General features: G+C 69.7%; 14 protein-coding genes and 1 pseudogene. 9 read left to right on the plus strand and 6 right to left on the minus strand.

What is annotated here, in order from left to right:
* Nucleotide 1: 1 nt before the first annotated feature.
* The gene (locus tag AC07DC_RS14310; RefSeq protein WP_478914683.1) at nt 2–3430 is read left to right on the plus strand and encodes a DUF3376 domain-containing protein; all 3429 of its coding nucleotides are present in this window, start codon (nt 2–4) and stop codon (nt 3428–3430) included.
* Nucleotides 3431–3446: 16 nt separating this feature from the next.
* Here the strand turns inward: AC07DC_RS14310 and AC07DC_RS14315 are convergent, their stop codons facing one another.
* Nucleotides 3447–3887, minus strand: coding sequence for a GNAT family N-acetyltransferase (locus AC07DC_RS14315; protein WP_478914684.1), 441 nt, complete (start codon nt 3885–3887; stop codon nt 3447–3449).
* Between the two features lie 154 nt (nt 3888–4041).
* The gene (locus tag AC07DC_RS14320; RefSeq protein WP_478914685.1) at nt 4042–5565 is read right to left on the minus strand and encodes a chitinase; all 1524 of its coding nucleotides are present in this window, start codon (nt 5563–5565) and stop codon (nt 4042–4044) included.
* A gap of 220 nt (nt 5566–5785) precedes the next feature.
* On the opposite strand from AC07DC_RS14320, the pseudogene AC07DC_RS14325 reads away from it, so the two are divergent.
* From AC07DC_RS14325 to AC07DC_RS14340, 4 genes and pseudogenes are all read left to right on the plus strand, one after another.
* A pseudogene (locus AC07DC_RS14325) lies at nt 5786–5938 on the plus strand (steroid 3-ketoacyl-CoA thiolase); the annotation flags it as partial.
* A gap of 90 nt (nt 5939–6028) precedes the next feature.
* Nucleotides 6029–6715, plus strand: a complete 687-nt coding sequence (locus tag AC07DC_RS14330; RefSeq protein ID WP_478914686.1) for a hypothetical protein — start codon at nt 6029–6031, stop codon at nt 6713–6715.
* 59 nt (nt 6716–6774) lie between these two features.
* A complete protein-coding gene (locus tag AC07DC_RS14335) occupies nt 6775–7854 on the plus strand; it encodes an NAD(P)H-dependent amine dehydrogenase family protein (protein ID WP_478914687.1) in 1080 nt (359 codons plus the stop codon).
* Entirely contained in the window at nt 7851–8330 is a 480-nt protein-coding gene (locus tag AC07DC_RS14340; RefSeq protein WP_478914688.1) for a carboxymuconolactone decarboxylase family protein, read from the plus strand. The genes AC07DC_RS14335 and AC07DC_RS14340 overlap by 4 nt, the downstream gene beginning before the upstream one ends.
* Nucleotides 8331–8439: 109 nt before the next feature.
* On the opposite strand, the gene AC07DC_RS14345 is transcribed toward AC07DC_RS14340, so the two are convergent.
* Nucleotides 8440–10068 carry a GMC oxidoreductase gene (locus AC07DC_RS14345; RefSeq protein WP_478915125.1) on the minus strand — a complete coding sequence of 543 codons (1629 nt, stop codon included), beginning with the start codon at nt 10066–10068 and terminating at the stop codon, nt 8440–8442.
* 234 nt (nt 10069–10302) lie between these two features.
* On the opposite strand from AC07DC_RS14345, the gene AC07DC_RS14350 reads away from it, so the two are divergent.
* The 3 genes from AC07DC_RS14350 to AC07DC_RS14360 all read left to right on the plus strand — a co-directional run bounded on the left by AC07DC_RS14350 (nt 10303) and on the right by AC07DC_RS14360 (nt 12870).
* Complete coding sequence (locus AC07DC_RS14350; RefSeq protein ID WP_478914689.1) at nt 10303–10932, plus strand: TetR/AcrR family transcriptional regulator; 630 nt, start codon at nt 10303–10305, stop codon at nt 10930–10932.
* A gap of 130 nt (nt 10933–11062) precedes the next feature.
* Nucleotides 11063–12016: an alpha/beta hydrolase gene (locus AC07DC_RS14355; RefSeq protein WP_478914690.1), complete on the plus strand. Its 954-nt coding sequence runs from the start codon at nt 11063–11065 to the stop codon at nt 12014–12016.
* A gap of 5 nt (nt 12017–12021) precedes the next feature.
* Nucleotides 12022–12870, plus strand: coding sequence for an alpha/beta fold hydrolase (locus tag AC07DC_RS14360; RefSeq protein WP_478914691.1), 849 nt, complete (start codon nt 12022–12024; stop codon nt 12868–12870).
* Between the two features lie 35 nt (nt 12871–12905).
* On the opposite strand, the gene AC07DC_RS14365 is transcribed toward AC07DC_RS14360, so the two are convergent.
* Entirely contained in the window at nt 12906–13769 is an 864-nt protein-coding gene (locus AC07DC_RS14365) for an alpha/beta fold hydrolase (protein WP_478914692.1), read from the minus strand.
* 136 nt (nt 13770–13905) lie between these two features.
* On the opposite strand from AC07DC_RS14365, the gene AC07DC_RS14370 reads away from it, so the two are divergent.
* Nucleotides 13906–14820: a hypothetical protein gene (locus tag AC07DC_RS14370; protein WP_478914693.1), complete on the plus strand. Its 915-nt coding sequence runs from the start codon at nt 13906–13908 to the stop codon at nt 14818–14820.
* 84 nt (nt 14821–14904) lie between these two features.
* Here AC07DC_RS14370 and AC07DC_RS14375 read toward each other — a convergent pair whose 3' ends face one another.
* Nucleotides 14905–15489, minus strand: coding sequence for a DUF6817 domain-containing protein (locus AC07DC_RS14375; protein WP_478914694.1), 585 nt, complete (start codon nt 15487–15489; stop codon nt 14905–14907).
* 150 nt (nt 15490–15639) lie between these two features.
* The gene (locus AC07DC_RS14380; RefSeq protein ID WP_478914695.1) at nt 15640–16029 is read right to left on the minus strand and encodes a response regulator; all 390 of its coding nucleotides are present in this window, start codon (nt 16027–16029) and stop codon (nt 15640–15642) included.
* Nucleotides 16030–16098: the final 69 nt, after the last annotated feature.

Raw genomic sequence — 16098 nt, forward strand, 5'->3', positions numbered from 1 at the left:
TATGAGCCCAGCTGAGTCCGGTCCTCGCAGCTCGGAATTGCGCCTCGCCCTGGCGATGCGCGGCGGAGTGAGCCTCGCGGTGTGGATGGGCGGATCGTGCCGCGAGACAGCCGATCTGCGGCACGCGGCGCGCACCAGGGCGGGGATCTACGGTGCTCTCCTTGACAGGATCGGGTACACGACGGTCAACATCGACGTCCTGGCCGGCACCAGCGCCGGAGGTCTCAACGGCGTGCTGCTCGCCTGTCATCTGGTCTACGGGATGAAGTTCGACCAGGCCGTGCGCAACGTGTGGCTGCATCTGGCGGACCTGGAGAGCCTGATCCGCCCGTCCTCCCGGTGGGGGAGGGTCCCGGATTCGCTCTTGCGGGGCGACGAGGTCTTCTACGCAGGGCTGCGGACGGAACTCGAGCGGCTGATCGACGAGGCGCGGTCGCCCGGCGCGAAGCCCGCCACCGCTTCGGTGCGGCTGATCCTGACCGCCACCAGGCTGACACCGCGGCAGGACCGGGTACGACCCACCCTCGGGCAGCCGCTGCTGACCGGCCGGTCCCGCGCCTATTTCCGCTTCCGGCACCGGAGCACCGAGGGCGACCCCTCGCCCCAGCTCACCGACTTCTTCCCGGCCGACGGGACGGGCGAGGCCCTGGACCGGCTGGCCTACGCGGCCCGCACGTCCTCGTCCTTCCCCGGGGCGTTCGAACCGGCCCAGCCCGTCGTCGGTGATCCGCCGGCGACCGTCGGACGATCGGCCCCGGCGGTGGACCTGCGGGGGATCAGCAGCGAGACCGGCTACCCGGATCCGGTCTCCGACGGCCGGGTCGAGCTGGTCGACGGAGGGCTGCTGGACAACATCCCGGTGGCCTGGGCGGTCCGGGCCATCGCGGGCGCGCCGGCGCAGGCGCCCGTCGACCGATGGCTGCTCTTCCTGCAACCGGTCCCTCCCTATCCGCCGAAGCCCGTGAAGGCGGACGGCCGGCGACGGGTCACCAGACTGCTGCGGCTGGCGGCGCGGTCGCTGTCCATCAAGGCCGGGTCCGAGTCGTTGCTGGACGACGCCGGCGAATTCCAGGCCGTGGAAGCTGCCGTTGAGCGGCAGAGGGGTCTGGCCGGACTGCTGCCGCCCACCCCTCACGATTGCCGGGTCGCAGCCCACGCGCAGCTGGCGGTGTACCGGGAGAGAGTGGGGAAGTCCGAGGCCGCGCGGTTGGTCCGGCTGCTCGAAGACCCGGCCGACGTCACCGGCCCCGACCCGCTGCCGATGCCGTCCGGCCCGGGGCCGCTCGACCAGCTGGACATCGGCCTGGCGGGCGGCTCGGTGCCGTACCTCGCGTGGCTGCGTTCGGTGGGTGACGAGCTCGTCCTGCCCGCGGCGGCGTCCTTCGAGACGATCCACCGTGAGGGCCGCTCGCCGATGGCGCTGGCGCGTGCCGTGCGGCTGCTGCTGGACTGGGTGTCCGCGTTCGAGGCCGGGGGAGGGACCTCGGCGGAGTTGAAGGGGTGCCGGCAGCGCCTGTACGCCTGCCGGTACGCCATTGCCACGCTCATCGCCGCACGGGACCGCCTGATCGTGAGGGAGTTCAGCGCGGCCCTCGCGGGTGGGGTGATCGACCCGCGGGAGGTGATGAGGCGGGTGGCCGTGCAGCTCAGACGGCGAATGTCGCCGCTGCCGGAAACGCAGGTGCCGGTGGAGTGGGAGGCCTGGGCGGCCCGGCTCGCCGATCGGACAGCCGACCCCGACGCGCCGGACCCGGCCCTTTCTCCGGACACCGCGCCTTCCCCGGGTGTCGCCTCGTCCCCGGGCCTGGAGTCGACCTACGGCGACCTGTACGCGGACATGTGGAACCACCTCGGCGAGTTGGGCCGGTCCATCGGCCTGGCGATGACCCCCGGCCCCGGATTCCTCGGCCGGCTCCAACGCAACCATGTGCGGGGCTTCGAGGTACTCCATGCTGCTGCCGCCCGTAAGAGCGCTGACGTGGTCGGCGCACTGGTGATGGCAGAAGTGCTGCTGGGACCCGTGCGACCGGATCCGCTGGCCGAACCGACGAACATCAACTTCCACACCATCTCCGCGGCCAACACCAGTTGGGCTACCGACCGTCTGCTGCCCGGGGCCGGTTCCACGAAGGAAATGGTCGACGGCAAGCTCAGCGGCAACCAGCTGAACAACTTCGCCGCGTTCCTCAGCACCCGCTGGCGCATGAGCGACTGGACCTGGGGGCGGCTGGACGCCGCCGCCTCCATGGTGCCGGTCATCGCCACCGACGCCCGCCTGGAAGCCGCGTTCAAGGGCCTCAGCGACGAGGAGCTGATCACCGAACTCGCCGGGATGCTCCCGCTGAAGTGGCTGGACGAGCAGGTGCGGAGCGATCTGCGCCGGACATCCCCCGCACCGCCGACCGCGTCCGCCGCACCGGGCGCCACACCCGAGGCACCGGACGGCGAACCCGCCCCGTCGGGCACCACGGGCTTCGCCAACCTCTGGACGCTCTGGCAGACGGCCGCGCCGACCGCACCGGATGCCACCCGTTGGGATCGGGTGCGCTACCTGCTGGTCGAACTCCGCCAGCGGGAGATCCTCCATGAGGAGCTCCCCATGGTCGTCGCGCTCGACCGGCAACGCGGCGGCGGGAACCAGCCGCCGATTCCGGACGGGACCGAGATCCCGCAGCCCGACTTCGCCGCCGCCATGACGACGTTCCACGACATCGGCGCCGAAAGCGTCCCCCATCTGCTCCGGGCGCGCGACCCGCGCCGGGCCGCTCTGCGGCTGGGCCTCCTCGCCTGGCCGGCGCTCCAGCCGTCGGGCACGGGAGGTGCTCGTCTCGTGCGGGCGGGACTGGGGTTGGCCAAGCCGTTCCTCTGCCTGCCACCCGTCCTGTCGATGTTCGCGCCGCTCTGGGCGTTGTGCGCGGCGGCACTGATGTGGGTGGGGGTCGCGTTCAGTGCCCAGCAGTGGTTCTCGCGGCCCGCGCACATCACTCTCCTGTGCGTCTTCGTCGTGCCCTTGGTGGTGGGCATCAAGTGGCGGAGCCCTCGGCGATGGTGGCGTCAATGGCGTGCGTGGCTTTTCGGTCCCGTGAAGCTGCTGGCGGCGCTCGCTCCTGCCGCCTTTCTCACGGCCCTGCTCTGCCTGTTGTTGGGCACCTGGCCCTCCGACGTGCCGGACGCCACGGAGTACTGGCAGCGGCTGTTGATCGTCGGCGGCGCCATGATGCTGGCCGCCGGGGCCACCATGTTCGTCTGCTCGAACCGGAAGCCGCACATCGGGATCACCGCGGTGACGGCGGGCGGCGCCGCCGCCTTCCTGCAGAGCCTGCCCACGGCGTCGAGTTCCTGGTGGGCGGTCCTCATCACCTATGCCGCTCTGGGCCTGGTCGTCCTGTCCCTCGGCGGGGGGTACCCGCAGTCACGGTCAGACGGGTGAAGGGGGAGAGCCCTGGTCAGGACAGTCGGAGCGTGACGAAGGGAATGCTGTCACCTGGGAGGACGTACCTCTCGAACTCGACGAAGCCCTGCGCCTGCGCGAACCGCAACCCATCGACGTTGGATGCCAGGACGATCGTCTCGATCACGTCGGCGCCGAGCTTCCGTGCCTGTGCCAGCCCCGCCGCGTAGATCTCTCCGCCGAACCCCTGCCCACGGTGCGCGGGCAGCACCCGGGCGATCACCGTGGCGGTCGACGTGTCGTCCGTGGGCGGGCGCACCGTCGAGCAACCCACCAGAACGTCGCCGAGGTACGCGACGTCCAACCGGTTGCGCCGGACGCGTTCGCGCACGTCGTCGAGGGACAGGACGTCGGTGGGGATGATCAGGTTGTGGACGTACTGCCAGTCGTGAATACCTGACTCGCCGTCGACCTGTTCGATACGGAGGTTGGACACCGGAACAGGGAATCGCACGCCTCACGGGGCGTCAAGCCGAGGGACGGCCCTTTCGGCGTGCGGTGAAGAGCGGCGGGGCGAGGGGTGGTGCACAGCGGTGCTGCCCGGCAGGGAGTCTGCCGGGCAGCACCGCGTGCGCGTGGGTTTTTCAGGGTCAGCAGGCGCCGAGGTCCTGCCAGACGCCCCACTCACCGGTGGTGCCGGGCTCCTCGCCCGTGGTCCACCACTTGGCCTTCCAGGTGTGGCCCTTGTGGGAGACCAGCTGGCCGTTGGTGTAGATGGCGCCGCTGGCCCAGGCGGCGGCGGTGCACTGATGACCCGTCCCGCCGGTGACGGTCAGGGCGTAGGTCGCCGTGTGGCTGCCGGAGGTACCCGAACCGGTGACGCTGATGGTGTAGGTACCCGATACGGCCGCCGTAGTCGTGGAGACCGTGAGCGTCGAGGACCCGCCCGCCGTCACGGAGGTGGGACTGAGCGAGGCGGTGACACCCGCGGGGGCTCCGCTAATAGTGAGGTTGACCGTCTGCGCCTGGCCCGCCGTAACCGCGGTCTTCACCGTGCTGGTGGCCGAACTGCCCGCGACCACGGACCCGGAGGCGGGGGTGGCCGTCACCGAGAAGTCGTTGGTCGGGGTCGTGGTGCCGCTGGTGAAGGGCGCGAAGATGTGGGTGAAGTCCCAGGTGTTCTGCTGGATGCCGGAGCAGTTGTCGGCGGCCGCGCCGCCCGGGCAGCCGCCGTTGTCACGCTGCAGCGCCCAGAACGAGAGGGTGTTGACGCCCTTGGAGACCGCCCAGTTGTAGACCTGGGTGGCGTTGGCCAGTGTGAAGGTCTCGGCCGGCCCGAAGTCGTCGACGCCCGGCATCTCGGTGATGCCGACCATGCCCCAGAGCTGGGCGGAGGTCTTGCCGGGGTAGAGCTGCGCGAGCTGGTTGTACAGGCCCGTGGCGGCGGTCTGGGTGTCGTTCGCCATGTTGTGGGTGGCGTTGTCGTAGTAGTCGAACGTCATGAGGTTCGCGACGTCGACCCGAGCGCCGTTGGCCACGGCGTTCCGCAGCACCGCGAGTCCGGTCGCGCCGAGGCCACTGGTGGTCGTCGGGAGCGTGTAGGAGACCTCGACCTTGCGGCCGTTGGCCGCCGCCCAGTCCTGGACCAGCTTGATGGCCTTGTTCCGCCGGTCGATGCCCGCGGTGTTGTCCAGGGAGTCGACTTCGACGTCCATGTCGAGCCGCGAGATGTCGTAGGTCGTGATGACCTTCTCGTACGCGGCGGCGATCTGGTTGACGTCGGTGCAGCTGTCGGCGATCTCGGTGCCGGTGCTGTCCGCGGTGTAGCCGCCGAACGAGGGGATGACGTCCCCGCCCCGGCCCTGAATGGTCTTGATGTCGGCGCCGAAGTTGGCGGCGGCGATCGGCATCCCGCTGTCGCCGTTCCAGTACACCGTGCAGGAGCCCTTGGTCGCTGCCTGGATGAACGCCATCGTCAGGTGCTTCGCACCGGACTGGGCGGCCAGGGCGGCGGGGCTCTCGCCGGTCCATGCCTCGAAGTAGGGGGCGAAGACGTGGGCCGGCAGGGGAGTGGCCGCCTGGGCGGTGCTGCCGCTGAGCGCGGCCAGGCCCATGGCGGCCACAGCGGTCACGGTCGCGGTGAGGACCGCGCGGAGGGATCGCATGCTTCTCATGCTTGTCCAAGCTGTGAGGGGGGTAACCGCCAATTCCCTTGGTACGCGGCGGCTTTGAGTATGGGACCCCTCGAGCAGGAGGCATGTCAATGGTCTGGACCTAGATAGGACTAGACCAATATCCGCAGGGCCCCGCCTCCTGCCAGGCCCGCAGGCGCTCGGCGCACTGGACCACTGGACGATCGCATGACCGGCGCTCCTCCGCCCCGGCCGTACACCCCTCGCGCTCGGCCACCCGCTCGGCGCCAGCGGCACCCGGCTCATGACCACGCTCGTCAACGCCATGCGGCAGCGGGGCGCGCGCTACGCCCTGCGGACCATGTGCGAGGCCGGCGGACTCGCCGACGCCACCGTCCTGGAGTCGCTCCGATAGGGCCGCCACCTCGGTGACGAGCACGATCCTCGCCGCCGTCCGCCCAGGTCGCCGCGATCATGCACCCCGTTCGTCTGGGAAGCTTCGGACATGAAGCCAACCGATGCCACGACCCAGGCCCCGCGCTCCGCGGAAGAGATCCGCGCGTACCTGGTCGGACGGCTGAACGCCGCGCTGCCCCGGCCGGAGATGTTCGGCGGGGAAATCGCCCTGCGGACCTTGATCGACAATCTGGCCTTCGTGGACAACCGCGAAAAGGCCTGGGACGACGAGAACCAGGCGTTGCGGGCCGGCGGGGCGTTCCAGTCCACCGGCGTCATCGGCGGATTCGCCCTGCTGCTGCCGGACCACCGCGACCAGAAGGCGGCGGCGTCCGTCTACGCCGAATTCGCCCATCGCAACGGCTGGCTGGAGCTGGACCGGGCACTCACCTCCGAGGAGTACCGGGCGCTGCGCGGTGAGGTGCCCGCCTGGTGCTCGGAGAACAGGTGGTTCACCGACGTGGTCGAGTCGTTCGGGGAGCCTTCGCTGCTCATCGGCGGCACGAACCCGCAGTTCTCGAAGACGCTGGGTTACGCCACCGAGCGCCCCGAGGATCCGATCGTCTTCTTCCACCTCTGGAACGGGGTCCGGCCGGGGAACCCTCCGTCGGGTCCGCCGATGTACGGCCAGCCGGTCGTGATGGCGGTGCGGTGCGACGACGGCGGCCCTTTTCCCGGCACCTTCACCTTCACTCCGGAGGGCGCGCACCGCAGGCCCCCGGCCCAGGAATACTGATCACGCACGGGATTGCGTGACCCTATGAAGTGTTGATGGCCCTTGCTACCCTCCGCCGCATGATTTCCACGGTTGTCTGGGGTACCGGCAATGTCGGCCGCGCGGCCGTCCGATCCGTCGAGGCCCACCCGGCGCTGAAACTCGCGAACGTGCTTGTCCACAACCCCGAGAAGGTCGGCCGCGACGCGGGCGACCTCGCCGGGCTCGACTACCGGTTGGGCGTCGCGGCCACCGACGACATCGACGCGGTACTGGCAGCCGGCCCCCAGGCCGTGGTGTACGCGGCATCCGGCGACATCCGCCCCGACGAGGCCCTCGCCGACATCGTCAGGGCGATCCGGGCCGGGGCCGTGGTCGTCACCCCCGCGCTGTACCCGCTCTACGACCAGCGCAACGCCCCGCCGGAGTTCCGGGAGCCGGTCCTCGACGCCATTGCGGACGGCGGCGGCTCGCTGTTCGTCTCCGGTGTCGACCCGGGCTGGGGCAACGACGTACTGCCCCTGCTGATCAGCGGACTCGGCACCACCGTGGATGTGATCCGCTGTCAGGAGATCTTCGACTACTCCACCTACGAGCAGCCCGACTCCGTCCGCTACCTCGTCGGCATGGGCCAGCCGATGGACTATGAGCCGCTGATGCTGATGGAGACGATCCCCACCATGGTGTGGGGCGGTCAGATACGGCTGATGGCCAGGGCGCTGGGCGTCGAACTCGACGAGATCCGCGAGACGATGGCCCGGCGGCCGCTGGAGACGACCGTGAGCACCAGGACGATGGGCGAGTTCGAAGCCGGTACCCAGGGTGCGGTGCGGTTCGAGGTGCAGGGCATCGTCGAGGGCGAGGCCCGCATCGTCATCGAGCACGTCACCCGTATCCACCCGTCGTGCGCACCGGACTGGCCGACGCCGCCGGACGGCACCGGCGCACACCGGGTGATCATCGAAGGGCGCCCGCGCATCGAGGTCACCATCGAGGCCAGTGACGAGGGCGAGAACCGGTCCGCGGGCGGGAACGCCACCGCGGTGGGCCGGCTGGTGAGCGCCATCGACTGGCTGGTGGACGCGGAACCCGGACTCTACGACGCACTCGATATCCCGCTGCGTCCCGCAGTCGGCAAACTCGGAAGGAAGCAACGATGAACATCGACATCCCCGAGGGCCAGGAGCCGATCGGGTACGTGTGGGGCGACATGGTCCCCGGCATCGGGATGGCCGCCGCGAACTTCTCGCTGTCCGTGTACGCCCACACGACCCTGGGACTGCGCGAGTTCGAGGCCGCCAGGCTGCGCATCGCGCAGATCAATGGGTGCATGTTCTGCCTCGACTGGCGTACCGACCGGGACGGGGAGAAGGTCGAGGACGAGTTCCCCGACGCGGTCACCGAGTGGCGCACCACCGACGCCTTCGACGACCGCACCCGCCTTGCCGCCGAGTACGCCGAGCGGTACGCCCTGGACCACCACGGGCTCGACGACGAGTTCTGGAACCGGATGACCGCTCACTACAGCCAGGTCGAGATCGTGGAACTGAGCATGAGCATCGGCTCGTGGCTGGCGTTCGGCCGGCTCAACCATGTGCTGGGCCTCGACGCCGTCTGCGTGCTGCCCACGGGTTGAGGTACTCCGGGGCCGCTCGGTGGGACCGGCCGGCCCCGGTTCGGGCGCGCCCCGCAGGAGGCACGTTCTGTCGTCTCCCACGGGGGCCGGCCGCCGCGTCGGGCCGTCGCTACAGGTCGGTAGCGATGATCTTCTCGATGTTCCGTTCGGCGAGTGCCGTGATCGTGACGAACGGGTTGACGCTGGTGTTGCCGGGGATCAGCGCGCCGTCGATGACGTACAGGCCGGTGTAGCCGTGCAGGCGGCCGTAGTTGTCGGTGGCCTTGTTCAGCACCGCGCCGCCGAGCGGGTGGTACGTGAGGGTGTCGTTCCAGATCTTGTAGACACCGAACAGGTCGGTCCGGTAGATCGTCCCCTCCTTCGCGTTGATCTTGTCGAAGATCGTCTTGGCCATGTCGATGGACGGCTGCTTCCAGGCGGTCTGCCAGTCCAGGTCGACCCGGTTGGCGCCGGCGTTCCAGGAGAACGTTCCGCGGTTCGGGTTCTTGGTGATCGACAGATAGAACGAGGCGAACGTCTCGATCCCGGTGGGCAGCGGCGCGACCTCGGCGAACGCGCCACCGGCGGCCCAGTTGTCGATGCCTCCGCAGGGGATGGTCGCCTGGAGGGCGCCGGTCGGGTCCCAGATGTGGTTGGCCCGGCCGCACATCACGTTGCCGTTGTCGCCCCAGCCCTTGCCTATCTCGCTGTTGAGGTTGGGCAGCGCGCCGGTGGCCTTCAGCTTGGTCAGCAGCTTGCTGGTGCCGACGCTGCCGGCCGCGAAGAACACCTTGTCCGCGGTCACGGTCTTGGTGACGGTGGTGTCGCCGTTGGTGTTGATCTGGTCGATGAGGACTGTGTAGCCGCCGCCGGAGGCCGGGGAGACCGAGGTGACCTTGTGCAGCGGCGAGATGGTGACCTTGCCGGTCGCCCTGATCTGGGCGATGTAGGTCTTCTGGAGCGACTTCTTGCCGTAGTTGTTCCCGTACAGGATCTCGCCGGCCAGCGCCGACTTGGTCGCGGTGCCGGCCGCCTCCTGCTTCATGTAGTCCCAGTCGTATACGTCCGGGACGAAGACGAAGGGGAAGCCGGAGCGCTGGGCCTGCTTGCGGCCGACCCGGGCGTACTGGTAGCAGTCGGTCGTGTCGAACCAGGCCGGGTCGATCGTGCCGACCCCGAGCCCGGCGTTGGCGCGCGGGTAGTAGGTGTTGTACATCTCGTCGGCGTTCACCGACGGGAGGATGGCGCCGAAGTTCTCGCGCTTGGGGGTGACGGCCATACCGCCGTTGACCAGCGAGCCACCACCGACACCGCGGCCCTGGTACACGGTGATGCCGCTGAAGTCCTCGGCGTCCAGGATCCCGGTGTAGCGGGGGATGGTCTTGTCGATGGGGATGCCGAAGAAGTTGCTGAGGGGCTGCTTGGTCTTGGTGCGCAGCCAGTAGGACCGGTTGTCCGGCGCGGTCGTGTTGCAGAAGATCTTGCCGTCCGAGCCGGGGGTGTCCCAGGCCATGCCCATCTCGACCATCTGTACGTCGACGCCCGCCTGCGCGAGACGTAGAGCGGCTACGGAGCCGCCGTATCCAGTACCGATCACCAGAACCGGAACGTGGGCGCCGTTGTCGATCGAGGCGGTTGCGGGGGTGACGGCGGCCTGGGCTGCGGTGACGTGCGCCGAGAGAGCCACGGCTCCAAGAATAGAACCAGTTCCTGTGATGAATCGGCGTCGAGAAACGCCCTCAGAACCGTTACCGCGCATGGTAGAGTCGCTCATGTGACGTTCCTCACTCTCGATGGAATGGGAACAAGTTCTACTGTTACCGGCGTGTGAAGTCACGACATACTTATAGGTAACTTCTGCTCGATCACCCACCTCGGGCGCCGGGTCGACGGCAGGTGTCCTGCTCGGAACCGGAGGGCGTCGCCGCGGGCAGGGAAGCGCGCCTGTCCGGGCGTGCGCGCCCGTGGGCGTCCGCTCGTGGAAACTGTCGCTGTGAACACCACTGCCGACGACGGCTCACCAGAACGAACGGGCTACCGGCGATCGGCGGGATCGCCGCGCGGCGAGGCCAGGCGCCAGGAGTTGCTCGACAGCGTCACCGAGGACCTTGCGGTCAACGGGCTCGTGGACTTCTCGCTGCGGCGTGCCGCGCGAGCGGCCGGGGCCACGCACAAGGTGCTGCTGTACCACTTCGACGGAGCCGACGACCTGCTCGTCCAGGCCATCGTCCAACTGCGTGAACGGCGCATCGCGAAGGCGTTCGCCGCGGCCACGGCGGGGCCGGCCCGTCGGCCGCTGGGGGAGTGGGTCCGCGCGGTGTGGCCCGTCCTCGTGGGGGAGGAAGCGCGGGTGCTCGATCAGGCCATCGGCCTGGCGATGTACGACCCCGACCGCTACGCGGCGCTCGGACGGGAGGCGTCGCAGCAGTACCTGCCGTTGCTGCTCTCCATCTGCCCGGAGCACTGGCCCGAGCCGCGCAAGCTCGAGGTCGCCGAGATGATCCTCGCGGTGTTGCGCGGATTCCTGGTGGACTCCCGGACCAGCGGTGACGCCGTGGGGATCGCCGCGGGGTTCGCGGCCCTGGTCCGTGCGCTGGATCGCGAAGAGGCCGCCGACGAGTAGCCGCCCACGTTCCGGGCCCCGTAGCCGCTCGGACCCAGGTCCCGGTGCGGCTGCGGGGCTCTGATGGACACGATGCGAACCACGTGGTTCACTTTTGGGAGAGAGTGCATTTCATCCACGGGGAGTCGACATGCATGTGCCCGCAGAGCGAGAGAAGGTCCGCTTCGTCAGCGGCGACACGGAGTGCGCTGCCTGGCACTATCCGGGCACCAACGGCGGCTGCGTGATCATGACCGGCGGTGGCGGGGTGATCAAGGAGCCCGGCACCGACGTGTTCGCCCAGCGGTTCCACGAGGCCGGGTTCAGCGTGCTCGCCTTCGACCACCGCCGGCTGGGCGAGAGCGGTGGTCAACCGCGCCAGATCGTGCGTGTCGACGAGCAGCTCGCCGACTGGCAGGCCGCGATCGGCTGCGCTGCCGGCCTGCCGGCGGTCGACCCCGCTCGGCTCGCGATCTGGGCCTTCTCGCTGTCCGGCGGTCACATCTTCCGGGTCGCGGCCCGCAATCCGCAGCTTGCGGCGGCGATCGCCCAGTCGCCGCTGGCCGATGGGCTGGTCGCCTCGCGCAGCGCGGGACGCCACCAGAAACCGCTCGCGATGCTGCGCTTCGCCGTCCGCGGCATCGTCGACACCTTCCGCGGCCTGTTCGGCCGTGACCCCCTGCTGATCCCGCTCGTCGGCGAACCGGGCACCGTCGCACTGCTCACGACACCCGACGGGCTGCAGGGCGACGCGGCACTCAACCCGGGCAACAAGTATCCGCACTGGCAGCAGGAGATGGCCGCCCGCTCAGCACTGCGCATCATTTTCTACCGCCCCGGCCGCTTCGCCTCCCGCGTTCGATCTCCGCTGCTCGTGGTCGCGTGCGACCAGGATCGGACCAACCCCGCCGCACCCGCCGTCCGAGCGGCGCGGCGAGCGCCCCGCGCGGAGGTGTTCCGTGTGCCCGGAGGACACTACGCACCGTTCCTGGAGGCACACGAACGGACCGTCGAGGCCGAGCTGTCGTTCCTGCACCGGCACCTTCTCGGTCAAGAGGCGGCGGACGGCCTCGCCTCCGACACCGCGGCCTCCACCACCTGGTGATCGGTATGAAGCAGCTCGAACTCTCCGCCGGGACCATCGAATACGAGGACACCGGCGGCGACGGCCCCACGCTGGTTCTGCTGCACGGGCTGTTGATGGACGCGTCGCTGTGGGGCGGACCGATCGCCGATCTCTCGGCCGACCACCGGTGTGTGGCACCGACGCTGCCCTTCGGGGCGCACCGTCACGCGATGCACCCCGACGCGGACCTGTCGTTGCCCGCGCTGGCCCGGCTCGTCGCGGAGTTCCTGGAACGACTTGATCTGCGGGACGTCACTCTCGTCGGCAATGACACCGGCGGGGCCCTCGTCCAACTGCTCATGCGCGACGGCGCCGAGCGGGTGGGACGGGTCGTGCTCGCCTCCTGCGACGCGTTCGACAACTTCCCACCCGGGCTGACAGGCAGGACGCTCCTGCTCACCGGAAAGCTCTCGCCCCGGATGTTCGGGCTGTTCATGCAGCAGATGCGGCTTCGGACGGTCCGCCGGCTCCCGATCGCCTTCGGGTGGCTGACCAAACGCGGGGACGCGGTCACCGCCCGGTGGATGAAGCCGGTGCTGCGGCAGCCGGCGATCCGCCGTGACACCGTCCGCATGCTGCGAGCAGCGGCGGCGGACACCGGCCTGCTGCTGGCCGCGGCCGAGTACCTGCCGGACTTCGACCGTCCCGTCCTGGTGCTCTGGGCGCGTGAGGACCGCGTGATGCCACTCGACCACGGCCGACGCCTCGCCGAACTCCTCCCGCACGCACGGCTGGTCGAGGTTGCGGACAGCTACACCCTCATCCCTCTGGACCAGCCGGCGGCGCTCGCCCGGGCCGTCCGGGAGTTCACCCGGGCCTTCGACACGACGTAGCGCTCTCGTCCGTGACGCCCGGCCGGGTCGTCGGCTCAGTGGATCGGCGCGACACGCTCCTGGGCCAGGAACGTCGCGACGGTCCGGGTGAATCGCTCAGGATCGTCGAGCCAGGGGAAGTGGCCTGCGCCGGGCTGGACGGTCAACTGGGCCCGGGGGAACAGATCCGCGATGTCGGCGGCGATACGGGGGAGCGGTCCGCTGTCCCGTTCACCCGCCAGGACCAGGACCCGTGCGTCCCATGCGGCGACGACGGCGCGGGCCGCGGCAGGGTCGAAGGCGCCGGAGGAGGCGTAGTGGTCGGCGGCCTCGGCATTGCTCTGCTCGACCTCGGCTGCGGAGTGGGCCTGCGCGACGGTGTCCCAACGACCGTAGAAAAAGGGGGCGATGGCATCCCAGTCGGCGTCGGTCGCGGAACCGGACCAGACCCGTTCGTAGGCGTCGTGCGCGACCGCGAACCACGGCTCGGCGGAACGCAGGGCAGCCGCCTCCCGGCGGTGTTCTTCGGTGAAGTCGACACCGAGGGCGCGAGCGCGGGCGGTGACCAGCGTGAGGGTGCGGATGCGCCGCGGGTGCCGGGCCGCGTAGAGCAGGGCGAGGTCGCCGGCGGCCGAATGCGCGAGAAGGTCGACCTGCTCCAGACCGAGGTGATCGCGGAACGCCTCGACATCGCCGACCTGCCGATCGCACCGGTACGTGGCCGGGTCGTCGGGGACACCGGAGTCGCCGGTGCCCCGCAGGTCGAGCATGACCAGCCGGCGCTGCTTCGACAGTCCGCCGAGATCACCGAGGTAGGACGATGCGCGCATGGGCCCACCGGGCAGGCAGAGCAGCGGTTCGCCGTCACCCACGACGTGGTAGGCGAGTTCTGTTCCGTCGGGAGCGGTGAAGGTAGGCATGGCCTGATCCTCATCGTCGCGTAACTACCAGTGCAAGTGTTTTGCACCCGTGCCGATCAAAAGCTGCGGCACACGGCGGCCGGAGGACTCGGGGCAGTCGGGGAACCCACGGGGATCGGCCTGCGTCGAAGGGCTGTTGGCTCTGATCCCATGGGGGGAATCCATGCGTCGTTCGTTACGCAGTCAGGTTGTGCCGGTCCTTTGCGGGACCGTGATGTTGATCGCGGCAGGTTGTGCGCGGCCGGGTGCACCGGCCGGAGCCGCGCCGCCGCCGGTCCAGAACACCTACACGGTGCCGCCCTCCTGCGTGGTGAAGGATGCACCCGGTGCATCCAAGGTGAAGGGCACACCCGGTGCCGGCGCGCCGGCCACCATGGCGGGGACCGCACTGGTGGGGTGCGACGACCGCACGGTGGTCGTGCAGGCCGATTACGGCCACATGCTGGCCTGCAAAGAGCGGGAGGACCTTGTCGCGGTCGAGGAACCGGGCCGCGTTCTGCTCAGCGTGCGGCCCACGCAGGAACCGGTGTCGCCGCAGACGCCCTGCCTTGCGGTAGCACGCCTGGGCGGGACGCTGCAGGCACGGCTGAAGGCTCCGCTGGGCGCGCGCGTGCTGGTCGACGCCGCGACCGGCCGTCAGATGGCACGGATCGACGACAGGAAACTCTGGCAGACGACGTACCTGCCGTCCGGCTACCACGCGGACTCGCAGGAACCGGTGGGGTTCGAGACGAACAGGAACCCTCAGCAGGCCGGACCGTCGACTGTCACGCATCACTTCGCCTTCGGAAGCGTCAAGACGCTGCAGACCCCTGAGGGTCTCCTGGTCGTCCAGAGCAACGGGACGATCGATACGCAGGGAGCCGTCCAGGTCGGCACCGTCACCGTGCACGGCAAGAGTGCGAAGGTCTGGGCCGGTCAGGGCAATCGGTCTGTGATCTGGCAGGAGGACGGTTGGACGCTGCAGGTCATGAGCCTCGGCGCCATGTACGGCGAGCCACTGCCCACCACGGAACTGCAGAAGGTCGCCCAGGGGCTGAGCGTGGCTTGAACCCGTCTTCGGGCCAGCCGGTCCAGCCGGCCGGACCGGACGCGGATCACATGAGGGTCAGCCGCATGCCGGCCCGCAAAGGGTTCACAGGAGCACGGTTCGGCATTCCTGCCAGGCGGGTTCGCTCAACAGCACGCGGATACGGGTGAACAGGGCCAGAAGATCGGGTCCCCACTGGTCGCGGAACGCGGGGTTGATCCGCACGAGATCCAGCTCGTTGGCTGCCGTGATCTCCGCGAAGTCCTGCCGTTGTCGCAGGCTGGGGGCGAAGGTGGTGCCGGTGAACCGGTCGCGGAAGCGCACATCGGCGTCCGCGAGCGTCGGGTAGGAGGCCTTGCGGTCACAACTGGCGTAGAGATAGATGAGCGTCTCGGCCTCGGCTCCGATCACCGCCGTCAGTTCCGACCGTCGCTCCACGGGCAGAAGCGCGGTGGCGAAGCCGTCGGTTCCGTAGAAGGCGTGACCCAGTCCCGCGAGCTGGAGCGCCGGGCGTGCTCCCCACATACCGAGCTGGGCCCGGACCCTCCGCAGGTGCGCCAGCAGGGTTCCACCGGGGTGCTCGAGGTCTTCGGCGCCCAACTCGCGCAGGAAGTCGTCGAGGTCGGAGGCTGCGGGGGGTTCCGGCACGGACGATTCGGGCCCGCGCGGTGTGGCTCCAGGTATGTCCATGAAGGAACAGCGTAGAGACCGACGACGGGTTCGTGGAGGGGGCCCGGGGCGGTGGTGACGCGCACCGATTCGTTCGGGCCGGGCCTTCGGCCGGAACGAGGGCTGCCCCCTTCGTCGGGGAGAACTGCTCCGGACCGGTCACCACCGAGGTCACATGGCGTCGGGATCGCAGTTGCTGCGTCGGACGCCGATCGCCCGCAGGGCGTTCACGACATCGGCCGGCTCGGCGCCGCGCAGCAGGTGGACGGAACCCTTCACGGCGAGCTGGTGCGCGGGCTCGGCGCCGACGAGGTCCGCGGCGATGATCACGACCGCCGGTGGCGGACTCAGAGCGCGCAGCTCCCGGCAGAGGGCGAGCGGGTTGATGGTGTCGAGACGGGCGTCGATGATCACAACGTCGGTCAGGAGGGTCCGTGCCAGCGCCACCACGGTAGCGGCGTCCGTCCCGTGCGCGATGACGCGGAAGTGCCGGTTGGCGTGGATCGCCGAGCGCAGGTCGCTCGATGTGTCGCTGTCGTGCTCCATGAGCAGTACCGTCATCACGATCTCATCGTGCGCCACCCGGCGTGGAAGCGCGCGGAGTGGACCGGCCGCCCGCTTCGGGGCCGC

The sequence above is a fragment of the Streptomyces sp. NPDC045021 genome (assembly GCF_056432645.1).